The organism is Prochlorococcus marinus XMU1402, assembly GCF_017696205.1.
GTDB classification, from domain to species: Bacteria; Cyanobacteriota; Cyanobacteriia; order PCC-6307; family Cyanobiaceae; genus Prochlorococcus_A; species Prochlorococcus_A marinus_AC.
Map to the genome: position 1 here is coordinate 265,418 of NZ_JAAORD010000002.1, position 15,066 is coordinate 280,483.

A 15,066-nucleotide genomic window follows, 5' to 3' on the forward strand; every position below is an offset into this window, starting at 1 on the left:
TAAAAATATTCATTGAATTTAGTTAAATGAATTCATTTATTCTTCGGTTAATTTCACTATAAGCTTCAATTAAACCACCTAAATCATTCCTAAATCTGTCTTTATCTAGACTTACTATTGTATCATTTTTCTGATTAAGATCCCATAATCTGCAATTATCGGGACTTATCTCGTCCCCAAGAAGAATTTTATTTTTAAAATCATAGCCAAACTCCAATTTGAAATCTACAAGTTGGAGCTGAATATTTTTAAAAAAACTTTTTAGGATTATATTAATTTTTAGGGTTAAATCAATTATTAAATCCAAATCTTTAGAACTTATTATATTCATTAATTCAATTCTTTCTTTTGTAAGAATAGGATCATTCAGTTCATCATTCTTAAGATAGATATCAATTAATGGTTTTGCCAAAATAGTGCCAGGTTTAATAGTCGTTTGTTTACACAATGAACCATAAGCTGTATTTCTTAAAACAATTTCTAAAGGAATTACTTTTATTTTTTTCGCAATCATTATATTTTCATTTTTCAGTTCAATGAAATGAGTTGGGATATTATTACTTATAAGTATTTCAAAAATTCTTGCACTTATTAAGCAATTAAGTTTTCCCTTCCCTTCAAACTTTGCTTTTTTCAATGCATTAAAAGCTGTAGCATCGTCTTTAAATTCAATTATGACTTTATCTGAATCTTCATGAGAAAAAACTTTTTTTGCTTTACCTTCATAAATCAACTCGTATTTATTATTCATTAATTAAACCCTCATTTTATGTTTAAAAGTATTTTTTTTATTTAACATATTATTAGTGATCAACTTTTCAAAATAGTTTATGTCATTTTAACTAATTATTCATCGAAACCTCATAAACTTCAAGAAAAACAAATTTCATGAGTATTAATTCAACAAGTTCTAAGAATTTACATAGATTAGAAAATATTTTAATAATTGGAAATGGTGGAAGAGAAAATTCTTTAGCTTGGGCAATTCAAAAAAATGAATTAGTCAGACAAGTTTATTTAATCCCTGGCAATGCTGGTTCAGAAAGAATAAATAAATGTAAAAGAATAAAAATTGATATAGAGAATAAAAACGAATTAGTGGAAAAGCTTAATTTTTTAGAAATAGATCTAATTGTAATAGGTCCAGAAATACCTTTAGCAAATGGTTTAGCCGATTTTCTTCGAAAAAAAGACTTTAAAGTGTTTGGCCCTGGTAAAGATGGAGCAAAATTGGAATACAGCAAATCTTGGGCAAAAGAATTTATGAAAGACGCAAATATTCCAACTGCAAACTTTTGGAAAGTAAATTCATTAGCAGAGGCAAAAAAAATTATCTATTCATCATTGATTCCACTTGTAGTAAAAGCGGATGGTCTAGCTTCAGGTAAAGGTGTTTTTATTCCTGATTCAAAAGATGAATGTTATAGAGCAGCAGAATCAATTTTCAATGGTAAGTTTGGCAAATCCGGGGATATAGTAGTACTGGAAGAAAAAATTGAGGGTCCAGAAGTTTCAGTTTTTGCTTTATGTGATGGAGAGAGATACATATTACTCCCAACTGCTCAAGATCACAAACGTCTCAATGAGAATGATAAAGGTCCTAATACAGGAGGGATGGGAGCTTATTCTCCTACTCCACTTTTAACAGAGGATTACCTTGACAGAATAATCAAAGAAATAGTTGAACCGACTATAGTCGAACTTAATAAAAAAAATATTGACTACAGAGGCGTAATTTATTTTGGATTAATGATCACACAATCTGGGCCCAAAGTTATAGAATATAATTGCAGGTTTGGAGATCCAGAATGCCAAACAATAATGCCTTTAATGGATCAAAATTTTGTATTCCTTTTAGAAAAATGTTCAATGGGAAATTTAACTGGCGATGAAAAAATTGATACTTTGGATAAGGTTAGTGGTTGTGTAATAGCTTCATCAAAAGGTTACCCTTACGATTATAAAACTGGCTTCCCAATAAAGATAGGGAAGATTGACTCAAATGATTGTCAAATTTTCGACTCCGGTACATCTCTAAGTAAAAATGGTGAACTAATAACTGATGGGGGAAGAGTTTTAAGTATCGTCTGTCAAGATAAAGATTTCGATATTGCATTTGAAAAAGCCTATAAAAATTTAAAAGAGATTAATTTTGATGGCATTTACTTCAGAAATGATATTGGTTATCAAGTTAGGGAAAACTTTTCAAAGAAAAATTAAGCTTATGGTAGATACCAATAATCAAGAAAGTAAAAAATATTCCGTTATCGATAATGAAGATATTAATAATAATTATTGGATTAATAGACTTCTCGCTTGGTGGAGCGGATTTAGTCTAAGAACAAAGTTATTAGCTATAGCAACTCTTGTTGTAAGTCTCCTAATGACAGGAATCACGTTTTTTGCACTTAATAGTATTCAAAGAGATGCAGGGATGAACGACACTAGATATGCCCGAGATCTTGGATTACTGCTATCGGGGAACGTCACAGAATTAGTTGCTAATAATCAAAAAAAAGAAATTTCAAATGTAGCTGAAAAGTTTTGGAGATCTAGTAGAAATTTACGTTATATTTTTTTTACTGATGCTGAAGATATAGTTCAACTTGGGATACCAATTAGTGCCACCCCTACAAATTCAGATAGTCAGTATCAGCTCACTAGAAGATTAAAATTACCATCAGAATTGAAGAAAAGGCCTCAATTCCCATTAGTCAGGCAGCATGTAACACCTCAAGGCCAAGTAACAGATGTATTCGTACCAATGCTGTGGAAAGGGAAATATATTGGAACTTTAGCTTTAGGTGTTACACCTAATAAAAAAGCCCTAGCCAGCGCGGCATTAACTAGAGAAGTTACGATTGCAGTTTTTATTTCGATTTGGGTTCTAGTAATACTAGGAGCTGTATTTAATGCACTTACGATTACAAGACCAGTAAGAGAATTAGTAAGAGGTGTTAGAGAAATTTCAAAAGGAAACTTTAAATCCAGAATTTCTTTACCCATGACAGGAGATCTTGGAGAACTTTTAAATGGATTTAACCGAATGGCCACTCAGTTAGAAAATTATGACGAAGCCAACATTGAAGAACTTAAAGCTGCTCAAATAAAGCAACAATCACTTATAGCTACTATGGCTGATGGTGCAATATTATTAGATTCTCAGGGCAAGATTGTGCTTACTAATCCAACAGCAAAAAGATTATTTCGATGGGAAGGAAGATTTCTAGAAGGAAAATATTTTTTAAACGAAATTCCCGAAATTTTGTCTAATGACTTACATACCAATATAGAATCTATTCTTAACAGAGAAAAAGAAAAAGATGATTTAAGGTTTAGCTTAGGAGAACCTCCTAGAACTTTAAGAATCGTATTACAATCGGTCTTAGACACAAACAAAGTTGAATTAAAAGGTATTGCCGTCACGATTCAAGATCTAACAAGAGAAGTAGAACTAAATGCTGCACAAAATAGATTTATTAGTAACGTTTCGCATGAACTAAGAACTCCACTTTTCAACATTAAAAGTTACGTAGAAACCTTACATGATTTAAAAGATCAGCTGTCTAACGAAGAACAACTCGAATTCCTCGGCATAGCAAATTCAGAAACTGATAGGCTGACAAGATTAGTTAATGATGTGTTAGATCTATCAAGATTGGAGTCGGGAAAAATAATTCAACTAGAGGAAATGGATATAAAACCAGCAATTGAACAGACTCTCAGGAACTATAGACTAAATGCTACAGAAAAAAATGTTTCATTGGCACATGATATAGAAGAGACTATACCTTCAATTCTTGGAAATTTTGATTTACTTTTGCAAGTTTTTGATAATTTGCTGGGGAATGGATTGAAATTCAGTCCAAAAAACAGCAATTTAATGATAAGAGCTTATACATGGCCAGATTCCTGTCCAGCCTTACCTCCGAGTAACAGAGACAATGACGCGCCCCAGTGTGAGTTGGTTTCCCCATTACCAAAAGTAAGAATTGAGATTGCTGATACAGGTTCAGGAATATCTCAAGCAGATCAAGAAAAGATATTCGACCGTTTTTATAGGGTGGAGAATGCCGTTCATACTGAACAAGGAACTGGTTTAGGTTTATCTATAGTGCGAGGAATAATTGAAAAACATGGTGGAGAAATTCGTATGGCTAGTGAATTAGGAGTTGGAACAACGTTTTGGTTTGATTTAGCCTTAGCACAATCTGACAAAGATGAATTACTGACTCAAACAATTAATAACACAGATACTTTTTCAAGCTCCGAAATTAACGAAATAATCTAATTATTATCTAACCCTTTAAAAATATTTTGAACATTTTGATCAGGAACAACTCTGTGTGGGGCTCCACTAAAAATCTGTTCAAAGTTAGAAAAAGAATCTTTTATTTCAGGGCCTTTATTAGTAATAATAAATTCTCTTATTCGTTTATCATGCCATGATCCTCGCATTTTAAAGACATTTAAGGCTCTAGCCATCTCTCCTTTTATTTCAACATATTGGAGCAATAAAATTGTATCCGTAATTGTTGAGATATGAGAATCAGTAATAGAGTGACTTCCCATAAATTCTTCTGCAGTATTTGTAAAAAAGCCTGCTATCTCTTCTTGTTTTGTATAACCAGTAACTGCAATCACAAATTGTCTAAATGCATTCAAACTTACACCTCTGGCTAGTGCCGAGAGAGAATCTATCGCCATTCTCTTAGGTTTAAATTGATTAATTTGCGTTTTTATTATTTGCAAATGATCTTCCAAACCAGTTGATTCAGGATATGCACAAATAATTTTCAGTAACCCATCACTTTCCATTTTTTCAAAGTCTATTCCCCAACTAGTGGCATTCCTGAGCAATTGAGCCCTAGATTCTTCATATGCGAAAAGTATTGCTCGTTCATTGTTGTTATAAGCATCTTCCACAAATTTAGACACAAGCATTGTCTTACCTGTACCAGTAGCTCCTGTGGCTAGGATAATAGAATCTTGAAAATACCCTCCTCCACACATATCATCAAGATCTTTAACTCCAGAACTAATCCTAATATTTGAAGATCTTTGAGTAAGTCTCATTGCCCCTAGGGCAAATACACTTATACCATCATTTCCCATAGTGAATGGGTACTCCCCTTTCATATGTACAGTACCTCTTAACTTCAAAACTTCTAAAGTTCTTCTTCTTTTCTCAGACTCTAAAACATTTCTTAATAAGACAACATTATCAGAAACAAATTCTTCCACTCCATATCTTGCAATAGGTCCGTAATCATCAACCCTTTCTGTAGTCATGACTGTAGTAACTCCTATTTCTTTTAATCTTGCTATTAGTCTAAATATTTCTCTTCTAACAACATAAAGAGCATCATATTGCTGAAAAACAGCGGTTATTGAATCTATGGCAACTCTCTTAGCTTTATATTTTCTTATCGCATAACTAATTCTTTCAATAAGACCAGACAAATCAAAGTTGCCCGCGACATCTTGACCGTCAGGATCTGGTGAGGCATCTAGTATAAATAACTTATTTTGATCAATTAATTCTTGTAAATCCCAACCAAAACTAGCAGCGTTTCTTATTATGTCTAATGGTGACTCTTCAAATGTAACGAAGATCCCAGCTTCATCAAAATTGCAAATTCCATGGTGTAAATATTGTAGCGAAAAAACAGTTTTACCAGTTCCAGATGTACCACTAACAAGTGTACTTCGAGATACAGGCAAACCGCCTCTACAAACATCATCAAAGCCTTCTATGCCAGTAGGTAATTTTTGAACTTGCATTTTATTTGCTTTGCCAAATTTCTTATCTTTCATAGTTGTTTGCTAAAGAAACTTAAATAAAAAATAAACATTAAATTTATCTTTATTTTACAAGTTTTCTATATATTATTAATCACTACTATATTCAGTTTCTGTTAATTCATCAAAAAGTAGATCTAAACCTATTAAAACTTTTTCTCTATCAGAAAGATCTCCAATTATTCTTCTAACTGGTGGAGGTAAAATTTTAGCTAAAGTTGGGGTAGCCAAAATTTTATCTTCCTCTGCAAGTTGTGGTTGCTTAAGTACATCAATTACCTTCAAGGCATACACTCCCTTAAATTCATTTTCTAAAATTTCTTTTAAAGTATTTAAAGCCCTCATTGAATTAGGAGTATTCCCAGCAACATAGAGTTTTAAAATATATGTTTTTCTTACTGCCATTGTTATTTTCTTAAAGTCGATGTGAAAAATTTAATATAACCCTTGACTTATTACACTACAAAATAAGAAAATAAACAAATTATTACGATTGCTCGTTTGGCTTAATCAAATCATAAATTTGAGCCTAACAGCGTCTTTAAAATATGACAAACTCTAAAAACTCTTCAAACAATTCTCCTAAAAATAATGAATTGTACGCAATAGCCGAGACCTCAGGTCAACAATTTTGGTTCGAAGTTGACAGATATTATGACATAGACAGGTTAAATGCAAAAGAAAAAGAAAAGATAACACTAGAAAAAGTTTTACTTTTTAAGGATGAAAACTCGATTACTATCGGTAAACCTTACATAAAAGATGCAAAAATTGAACTTGAAGTAGTTTCACATAAAAGAGCAAAGAAAATTCTTGTATATAAGATGCGTCCGAAAAAAAAGACAAGAAGAAAAATGGGACATAGACAAGAACTTACAAGAGTTATGGTAAAATCTATTTCAATAGGTAAAAGCGCTCCTAAGTCTTCTTCAAAAAAAGAAACTGTTAAAAAGGAAACTAAACCAAAATCCGAAAAATCCACAAATTAAACATTTCTAATGGCACATAAAAAAGGGACAGGTTCTACAAGAAACGGTCGTGATTCAAATTCCAAAAGACTTGGTGTGAAAGCTTATGGTGGTGAGAAAGTATCTGCTGGATCAATTTTAATTCGCCAAAGGGGTACATCATTTTTACCAGGAATCAATGTTGGCAAAGGCAAAGATGACACGCTTTTTGCGCTAAAAGAAGGAACCGTAAGTTTCGAAAGCATTAAAAGAAATTTAAGAAATAGAAAACGAGTTAATATAGTTATCTAATTTTCTTATAAGCTCTTGTAGTTATAAGAATAGGATGAAATACTTCTAAAAAATTTGATTGAAGAGTCTCAAAAAACTTCTCAACAATTTGACTATCGTCGATATGAAAGGGATATTCATTTTTATCTCCCTTATAGAAATACCAATTGAACAGAGCAATAGAACTACTATCCATAATCTCACCGAAATTATTAATTTGAGAAGATGGATCTGCAAGATGTTCCAAAACATCAAGACAAACTATAGTATCAAATTTCAATATTTGTGTATCTTGAATTGTCCTACAAAAAGTAAGTTTTTTTTCGACTCCTAATTTCTTAGCCCTATATTCAACAAAATTTCTATTTGTTTGATTAATGTCTACAAAAAAAACATGCTCAACTTTTGAAGACATAGCGTTAGCTAAGGCGTGCGTACCAATACCTCCTCCAAAATCCAAAACTAAATCTCTAGAAAATCTCTGCTGAAGTTTTAAAGTATCAGCAATGTAGTCCTTACTTGTAATATGCCAAGCAGCTAAATCAGCTACATGCCTATCTCCTACAATCTCAGTATAAAAATCTGAAACATCATTCAAAGCATCCCCAGGATGTGAATTTGCCAAATTCATCTTTGCATTTGCAAGGAATCCATCCAAATCACATTCTCTAATTGATAAGTATTCCATTAAGTGTGATTTCAAATTAAAAGCATTGTCTAAAAACTCTTTTAAAATAAAATTATCGTTTTTCAATTTCTTACTCTAAATTTTCAATACCAAAATCATAGGATGGTCATAAATCTTTCTCAAAGTATTCTTAATATTAAAAATGAAAACTAAAGATGGATGGATTCTTAGTAATTAATAAAGATAAAGGATGCACCTCTCATGATTGTGTTAAGCAAATAAGGAAATTGCTAAATATAAAAAAGGTCGGGCACACAGGAACTCTTGACCCAGAAGTTATAGGAACATTACCAATCGCTATAGGCAGCGCAACAAGATTTATTCAATATCTTCCACAGGGTAAAACTTACATAGGACAAATCAAACTAGGGATAAGAACTAACACTGATGATATTCACGGAAAAATAATTAATCAAACAAGTTGGCCTAAAATCAGTGGTGAAAAATTAGATCAATACTTAAATAGATTTAGAGGAATTATTAAACAAATTCCGCCGAAAGTATCTAGTGTGCACGTCAATGGTGAGAGAGCTTATAAAAAATCTTTCAGGAATGAATTATTTGAATTAGCACCAAAAGAAGTAAAAATAGACGAACTTACTTTATTAAACTGGGACCAAATAAACGGAATCATAGAAATAAAAATCAAATGTTCAGCTGGTACTTATATAAGAGCAATTGCAAGAGATTTAGGAGAAATTCTTAATTCCGAAGGTTGCCTCCTAGAACTAAAAAGAATTTCGGCTTGTGGCTTTGATGAACAAAACTCTATAAAAATATCTGATATCGAAAAAGAAAAAGGGGGGGGGAACTCAAAAAATTTTATTATTCCAACAATTTCTGCTCTTAATCACATTACATCATTTGTCTTAAGTAATGAAGAACAACTTAATTTCTGGCAAACAGGGAGACCAATTAAGGTTGATATTGATTACTTCAAAGCAAGTAAGTCTTTTGAATATAAAAAACCCATAAAAGTATTAGATGAAAAACAAACTCTTCTTGGGATTGGCTTCTTAAATAAAGATCAATCTAATATAAATCCAAAATTAGTCCTTAATGCTAAATAACTTCTATAAGTAATTTTTTCTAAAAGGTTTAATCTGCACTCCACTATAAAAATACTTTAATATTCTTTCAGCTTTATAGCCTCTAGATGCCAGATATTTAGCACCCCATTGACTCATTCCTACTCCATGACCTGATCCCTGTCCAAAAACTATCAAACCTTTTTTTATAGGAAAATTATTGTTTAATTCTTCTTCAAAAAATTTAAATCTCACATAATTACTATTAAGGCCTAATCTTTTCCTTAAAACTACCCCAGACATTTGATCAGATCCATAAGCCCCAAAAAGTTTTACATTTTTTACCCTCCCAGTACTAGTAATATCTAGAATCTCTATATTTTTTAAACCTCCAATCTTGGGAAATAAATTTATTAATTCATTATTCGAAAATTTTTTTTGCCATTTAAATTTTGGATTATTTTTGTCAAAATCTTTCACACTTGATAAATATGGATATTTATTCTTCCATACATCTTGACTATTTTCTGTCATTCCACCTGAGCTACTATGAAACAAAGCATTAATTAATTTTTTTTTATACGTCAAAACCAAAGATCTTGTACTTTTAACGGCTCTAGTAGTTCTATAAGTTCTTGATTCCAAACCATTATAGACTTGATTTTTCTGGGTTGAATCTATATCAAATAAATTATTTCCCTTTTGCTTTAAAGCATAAGTTCTTGAGGCAATTGCTTGTGCTTTTAATGCTTCAATAGGCCATTTTGTTGGCATCTCTGAGCCCACTACACTACTTAGGTATTTTTCTATTCCTAAAACATTCACTACCAATATTTCAGAATCAAGTACAAAGAGATTAAGCTTACCAGAAAATCTCTTCTGACCTACCCATATACCTCTTCCATCAGAAGATCTAACTTGAAATTGTTGATTACTTCTTAAGTCATATTTTTTTTCTTTATTTTTATCAAAATATAAAATTTTTCTATTTTTCTCATTTTTCAAAGTTAAGCCTTTTATTTTTTTACTTGAAAAAAATCCCCCCTCTATAGTTAAAGGGATTGATTTATCTGATCTAATTCTTAAATTGTTATTTTTTGATATCAACACTCTAATTATTGGCTCTCTAGATGCAAATACACTTTCACTCTGAAAGACACAAATACATAAAATAGTAAGCAAGCAACATTTACCATAATTATTTTTGAATTTAAGTATCACTTTGTTTAAAAAACAAATGCTTAATTTGCCTAAGTTTGACTAAAAGTCTAGATTTAATCCAGATATAAAAATAAAAATATCATAAATAAGTGAATATCACCTTCTTAGGAACAAGCTCAGGAGTCCCATCTTTAACAAGAAATGTTTCTTCTCTGGCACTTAAATTATCACAATCATCAGAAGTCTGGCTTTTTGATTGTGGTGAAGGAACACAACATCAAATAATGAAAAGCAATATTAAATCTTCACAAATAAAGAAAATATTTATTACACATATGCATGGAGATCATATTTATGGTTTGCCTGGACTTTTAGCTTCCTTAGGTTTATCAGGAAATAGTAGAGGTATTGAAATTTACGGTCCTTCACAGTTGCGAAGTTTTATAAATTCTGCACTTAAAAGTAGTTTTTGCAAATTGTCTTTTCCATTGGATTTTGTGGAAGTTGAAGATTTTGCATCAGAAAATAAAATTCTATTTGAAAACAACAAATTAAAAGTAAATTGCGCTTGCCTTAAACATAAAATACCTGCTTATGGTTATCGAGTTAGTGAAAAAGATAAGCCTGGTGAATTTGATATCAAAAAAGCAAAGTCTCTAAAAATAGCACCTGGACCAATTTATTCAGAACTGCAAAAAGGTAAAAAAGTCACATTAGCGGATGGTAGGACATTTGATGGGAAAGAATTCTGTGGACCTCCTAGGGAGGGTGAAAGTTTTGTTTATTGCACAGATACAGTATTTAGCGAATCAGCTGTTTCACTATCAAAAAATGCCGATTTACTCGTACATGAATCGACTTTCTCAGAGGAGGATGAAAGCATGGCCTACGAAAAATTACATTCCACAACAATCATGGCTGCCAAAACTGCACTATTGTCTAATACAAAAAAATTAATTATTACTCATTTAAGTCCAAGATACACTAACAAAAATGCAATTACGCCAAGCGATTTGCTTAAAGAGGCTCAAAAAGTTTTTCCTAATACTCAGCTTGCAAAAGATTTTCTAACGGCAGAAATAAAATAAACTGCAACAGTTCGTGAGAAGAAAGGTCGCAAATGACCAACCCATGGAATAATAGTCATAGGTTTTCTATATTGATGTTGATCGAAATGGTTTCTATTTTTTCATCACTACAAAAGTCTTGTAAAAGACTATTTATTTTTCTTCCATTAATTATTGGTTTACTTATTAATCCAATCTCTGCAAACGCACTCTATCCTAGTGATCCTTCATCAGTTGACGTACTAAAAGATGATCTTCACGGTGCTGATCTTCATAATACTGAATATGTTAAATATGATTTATCTAATCAAGATTTAGGAGAAGCTAATCTTCAAGGCGCATATATGAGCGTAACAACTGCAAAAAACTCTAGTTTTAAAGGAGCCAATATGACAGACCTCATTGCATATGCAACACGCTTTGATAATGCTGATTTTACAGATGCAAATCTTACCAATGGTGAGCTAATGAAAAGTGTTTTTGATGGTGCAATTATTGATGGAGCGGACTTTACTGATGCAAATCTTGATCTTTCTCAGAGAAAATCATTATGTGAAAGAGCTAGTGGAACTAACTCACAAACTGGAGTTAATACAATTGATAGTCTTGAATGCACCGGCTTAAAAGGTTACATGCCTCCAAAGCCAAAAGCATAATATTTAAAGCTAACTAACTTAAAGAAGGGAAGATATTACCAGGCTCTTTTGAGCCTGGTTTTTTGCTATACCACCATTCTTGTATATCAGAAGAAAATTTCTTGGGGAAAAGAGTTATAACCGTCTCAACAGGTTTTGATCCAGGCTCCAAAATTTGCACTGAGTAAGATGGGCATTTTCTTGAAGCCATATCAGCAACAAACCTAGAACCTATTCTTCTCCAACTAGGCTCTTTACTTCTCCAAGCAAGCCTTGAACACGGCCAAGGTAACTCTTCTCTATCGTAGAGTCTGCAACATGGTCCAATTACCTTAAAACTGTACTGACCTCCATAACTTGATTGAACACTACCACTCTTGAAAAATTCAAATTTATTCATTTATAAAAAAAAGCCACCTTATAAGAGGGTGGCAAAGAAATTATGAATAATCAACTAAGAAAAGTTAATTTTTTATAATTAGTACAATTCTTCCTCAGCATGAGTTGTGATTGTTACATCAGATGTTGGGTAAGCAACACATGTAAGAACAAAACCAGCTTCTAGTTGGTCATCATCCAAGAAACTTTGATCTGATTGATCGACACTACCTGAAGTAACTTTTCCAGCACATGTTGAACATGCTCCAGCTCTGCAGGAATAGGGAAGGTCGATACCTTGTTCTTCAGCCGCATCAAGGATGTATTGGTCGTCAGGTACTTCAATAGTTGAATTGAGACCTTCACCTTCGTTGATGAGTGTTACTTTGTAAGAAGCCATTTAAATAAAAAATTGTTGGTAATTAATACCTATCACATACATTTTTAACATCGATTAGGTCGATATGTGAGATTTTGAAGTAAAAAATGACACAATAAAATGTATGAAAGAGTATCTATAAGAAAAACTTATACTTAGATTGGATCACTGGTTTTTTTGCGCAGAAATGCATGCCCAATCTTTTCTAATTGATACATCCAATAATTTCAAGTCATTCTGAATTAATATTTTTATAATTTCATCCTTTTGCGAATTCAGAATTCCACTGAAAATGACTTCCCCATTGTTTCTCAAGCACTTATAAATATTTGGAATCATTCCTTTTATTACTTCAGCAAGAATATTGCATAAAACAAAATCAAATTGTTCAAGTTGATTTTTTAAAATTACCTCATTGAAAGATCCTAAATATGTATTTAACTTGTCCAAATTACCGAAATTTAGTTGGAAATTAGATTTAGTTGAATTTATAGCTAAATAATCATTATCCACTGCGCAAACCTCTTCAGCGCCGAGTAATCTTGCTGCGACACTCAAAATACCGCTACCACTTCCAATATCTAATATCTTTTTATCAGAAAATAAAATATTCTCCATTTTTTCCAAGCAAAGATAAGTCGAAGGGTGACTTCCTGTACCAAAGGCTGCTCCAGGATCAATTTTTATGATTTTTTTATCTTTAAATTTTTCATTTAGATCTATCCAACAAGGCAATATTAAAAAATGATTTCCTACTAATTCAGGCGCCCAATATTTTTTCCAGCTTATCAACCAATCCTCCTCTTTAATAATACTCCATTCAAAAAATTGATTCTTAGGAGCATTAATGTTTAGAAGTTTGCTAATTATTTTTTCAAAACCACACCTAGAACTCTCGCCCCAATCATCAACTGGAAGCCATATATTCACCTCTTTTTTATTTTCATTTTTAATTAAATATTCAAATGAAAAACTAAATATTCCCAGTTCATTTAGTTTCCAAATAATAATTTCTTCTAAATCACTATCTATCAGAAAAGTTAGTTTATACCAATCTTTAATTGCCATTATGTAGATTCAGACTTTTTATAAAGTAACTGGATTAGCATTGGTAATTCCTTCAACTTCAATAATGGTGTCAAGCAACTTATTAGGAATTGGATCATCAATACTTAGAACCATAACAGCTTCTCCTCTAACAATTTTGCGCCCAACTTGCATTGAGGCAATATTTACATTATTGCTACCCAATAAAGAACCAAGCTTACCGATAATACCAGGCATGTCCCTGTGCCTAGTAACCAGCATGTATCTACTTGGCGATACATTAACAGGATATTGATCAATACTAATAATTCTTAATTCCCCATCAGCAAAAATGCTTCCTGCTACGCTATGGTCGCCATTATCTCCATAAGTGGTTAATTGAAGCGACCCGCTAGCAAATTCAGGTCTTGCCTCATCTTTACTTTCGACAATTGTAATACCCCTGGAATCTGCTTCTAGAGAAGCATTTACGTAATTTATCCTATCTCCTAAAGCTTTACCTAGAAGGCCTTTTAGACTTGCTATTATTAATGGCTGGGAAGGATGTTGAACAAATTCGCCTTGAAGCTTCACCTCCAGTTTTTGAATCTGTCCACCTGAAAGCTGACTAATAAGCATACCCATTGTTTCTGCCAACTGCAAATGAGGTTTTAAGCTATCCATAATATCAGGGTTCAAACCTGGTATATTTACTGCAGTTCTAGCAGATAACCCGAGCAAGACATCTCTGATTTGTTCTGCAACATCAACAGCTACATTTTCTTGTGCTTCCCTAGTAGATGCTCCTAAGTGAGGGGTAAGAATAAGATTCTTTTCAACCTTCAAAAGTGGTGAATTAGATTCCAAAGGTTCCTTAGAAAAGACATCTATTGCAGCGCCTCCAATCATTGATTTATTTAAAGCTTCTGCTAATGCCTCTTCGTCAATCAAGCCTCCTCGAGCACAATTAATTAATTTTGCGCTACTTTTCATACTTTTAAGCACCTCCATATTTACTAAATTTTCTGTCTCTGGTGTGCGAGGCAAGTGCAAAGTTACATAATCGGATTGTTGGAATAAATCTTCTAGATCAGATAGTTTAACTTGGATTTGTTGAGCTCTTTCAGTTGAAACAAAGGGATCATATCCGCAAACTTCCATTCCTAATGCATTAGCAACTTTTGCTACATGAGCACCAATTTTCCCTAAACCTACAACACCTAATTTTTTCTTATAAAGCTCATTCCCAACGAATTTCTTTCTCTCCCATTTACCTAACAAAGTACTACTATTAGCAATTGGAATATGTCTAGATAAGGCCAACATCATGGCTATAGTATGTTCAGCCGCAGCTATTGTGTTACCGCCTGGAGAATTAACAACAAGGACTCCTTTTTGCGTAGCAGCCTTAACATCTACATTATCGACTCCAACTCCTGCTCTCCCAATGATTCTCAGTTTACTTGAAGAGTTAATAATTTCTTCAGTCACTTGAGTACCAGAGCGAATCATTAAAGCATCATAATCTTTAATAATGGAAGCTAACTCAGAGTCTGAGATTCCTATCTTCTGATCAACCTGAGCAACTTGTGAAAGAATATCGATTCCTGTTTGATCAATTGGATCTGTAATGAGAACTTTTGTCATTTAAGATTGGTTCTTTA

Annotated in this window: 16 protein-coding genes; 7 read left to right on the forward strand and 9 right to left on the reverse strand. The window is 32.4% G+C overall.

Translation table 11 applies throughout. The features are described 5' to 3' along the window. Positions 1-22: 22 nt before the first annotated feature. Positions 23-751: a phosphoribosylaminoimidazolesuccinocarboxamide synthase gene (gene purC / locus HA141_RS07600; RefSeq protein ID WP_209118486.1), complete on the reverse strand. Its 729-nt coding sequence runs from the start codon at positions 749-751 to the stop codon at positions 23-25. A 137-nt stretch (positions 752-888) separates the two neighbouring features. Between purC and purD the strand changes: the two genes are divergently transcribed. Further along, positions 889-2,220: a phosphoribosylamine--glycine ligase gene (gene purD / locus HA141_RS07605; RefSeq protein ID WP_209118488.1), complete on the forward strand. Its 1,332-nt coding sequence runs from the start codon at positions 889-891 to the stop codon at positions 2,218-2,220. A gap of 4 nt (positions 2,221-2,224) precedes the next feature. Then, on the forward strand, positions 2,225-4,291 hold the full coding sequence (locus tag HA141_RS07610; protein WP_209119211.1) for a HAMP domain-containing sensor histidine kinase: 2,067 nt from the start codon (positions 2,225-2,227) through the stop codon (positions 4,289-4,291). Here HA141_RS07610 and kaiC read toward each other — a convergent pair. Both kaiC and kaiB read right to left on the reverse strand, forming a co-directional pair. Then, a complete protein-coding gene (gene kaiC, locus HA141_RS07615; RefSeq protein ID WP_209118490.1) occupies positions 4,288-5,817 on the reverse strand; it encodes a circadian clock protein KaiC in 1,530 nt (509 codons plus the stop codon). The two genes, HA141_RS07610 and kaiC, sit on opposite strands and share 4 nt — an antisense overlap. Positions 5,818-5,892: 75 nt before the next feature. Then, positions 5,893-6,207: a circadian clock protein KaiB gene (gene kaiB, locus HA141_RS07620; protein ID WP_209118492.1), complete on the reverse strand. Its 315-nt coding sequence runs from the start codon at positions 6,205-6,207 to the stop codon at positions 5,893-5,895. 143 nt (positions 6,208-6,350) lie between these two features. Between kaiB and rplU the strand changes: the two genes are divergently transcribed. Next, entirely contained in the window at positions 6,351-6,791 is a 441-nt protein-coding gene (gene rplU, locus HA141_RS07625) for a 50S ribosomal protein L21 (protein ID WP_209118494.1), read from the forward strand. Between the two features lie 9 nt (positions 6,792-6,800). Further along, positions 6,801-7,061 carry a 50S ribosomal protein L27 gene (gene rpmA, locus HA141_RS07630; protein WP_209118497.1) on the forward strand — a complete coding sequence of 87 codons (261 nt, stop codon included), beginning with the start codon at positions 6,801-6,803 and terminating at the stop codon, positions 7,059-7,061. Here rpmA and HA141_RS07635 read toward each other — a convergent pair. After that, positions 7,054-7,728, reverse strand: a complete 675-nt coding sequence (locus tag HA141_RS07635; RefSeq protein WP_209118499.1) for a class I SAM-dependent methyltransferase — start codon at positions 7,726-7,728, stop codon at positions 7,054-7,056. The two genes, rpmA and HA141_RS07635, sit on opposite strands and share 8 nt — an antisense overlap. Before the next feature lie 155 nt (positions 7,729-7,883). On the opposite strand from HA141_RS07635, the gene truB reads away from it, so the two are divergent. Next, the gene (gene truB / locus HA141_RS07640; RefSeq protein ID WP_209118501.1) at positions 7,884-8,798 is read left to right on the forward strand and encodes a tRNA pseudouridine(55) synthase TruB; all 915 of its coding nucleotides are present in this window, start codon (positions 7,884-7,886) and stop codon (positions 8,796-8,798) included. A 3-nt stretch (positions 8,799-8,801) separates the two neighbouring features. On the opposite strand, the gene HA141_RS07645 is transcribed toward truB, so the two are convergent. Next, positions 8,802-9,977, reverse strand: a complete 1,176-nt coding sequence (locus tag HA141_RS07645; protein WP_209118503.1) for a SpoIID/LytB domain-containing protein — start codon at positions 9,975-9,977, stop codon at positions 8,802-8,804. 89 nt (positions 9,978-10,066) lie between these two features. On the opposite strand from HA141_RS07645, the gene rnz reads away from it, so the two are divergent. Both rnz and HA141_RS07655 read left to right on the forward strand, forming a co-directional pair. Beyond that, entirely contained in the window at positions 10,067-11,005 is a 939-nt protein-coding gene (gene rnz / locus HA141_RS07650; protein WP_209118505.1) for a ribonuclease Z, read from the forward strand. A 74-nt stretch (positions 11,006-11,079) separates the two neighbouring features. After that, complete coding sequence (locus HA141_RS07655; RefSeq protein WP_209119214.1) at positions 11,080-11,640, forward strand: pentapeptide repeat-containing protein; 561 nt, start codon at positions 11,080-11,082, stop codon at positions 11,638-11,640. Between the two features lie 13 nt (positions 11,641-11,653). On the opposite strand, the gene HA141_RS07660 is transcribed toward HA141_RS07655, so the two are convergent. The 4 genes from HA141_RS07660 to serA all read right to left on the reverse strand — a co-directional run bounded on the left by HA141_RS07660 (position 11,654) and on the right by serA (position 15,049). Further along, complete coding sequence (locus HA141_RS07660) at positions 11,654-12,019, reverse strand: hypothetical protein (RefSeq protein ID WP_209118507.1); 366 nt, start codon at positions 12,017-12,019, stop codon at positions 11,654-11,656. 78 nt (positions 12,020-12,097) lie between these two features. Further along, complete coding sequence (locus HA141_RS07665; RefSeq protein WP_032520210.1) at positions 12,098-12,397, reverse strand: ferredoxin; 300 nt, start codon at positions 12,395-12,397, stop codon at positions 12,098-12,100. Between the two features lie 144 nt (positions 12,398-12,541). Further along, positions 12,542-13,444, reverse strand: a complete 903-nt coding sequence (prmA, locus tag HA141_RS07670; RefSeq protein ID WP_209118509.1) for a 50S ribosomal protein L11 methyltransferase — start codon at positions 13,442-13,444, stop codon at positions 12,542-12,544. An 18-nt stretch (positions 13,445-13,462) separates the two neighbouring features. After that, complete coding sequence (gene serA / locus HA141_RS07675; RefSeq protein WP_209118511.1) at positions 13,463-15,049, reverse strand: phosphoglycerate dehydrogenase; 1,587 nt, start codon at positions 15,047-15,049, stop codon at positions 13,463-13,465. Between the last annotated feature and the right edge of the window lie 17 nt (positions 15,050-15,066).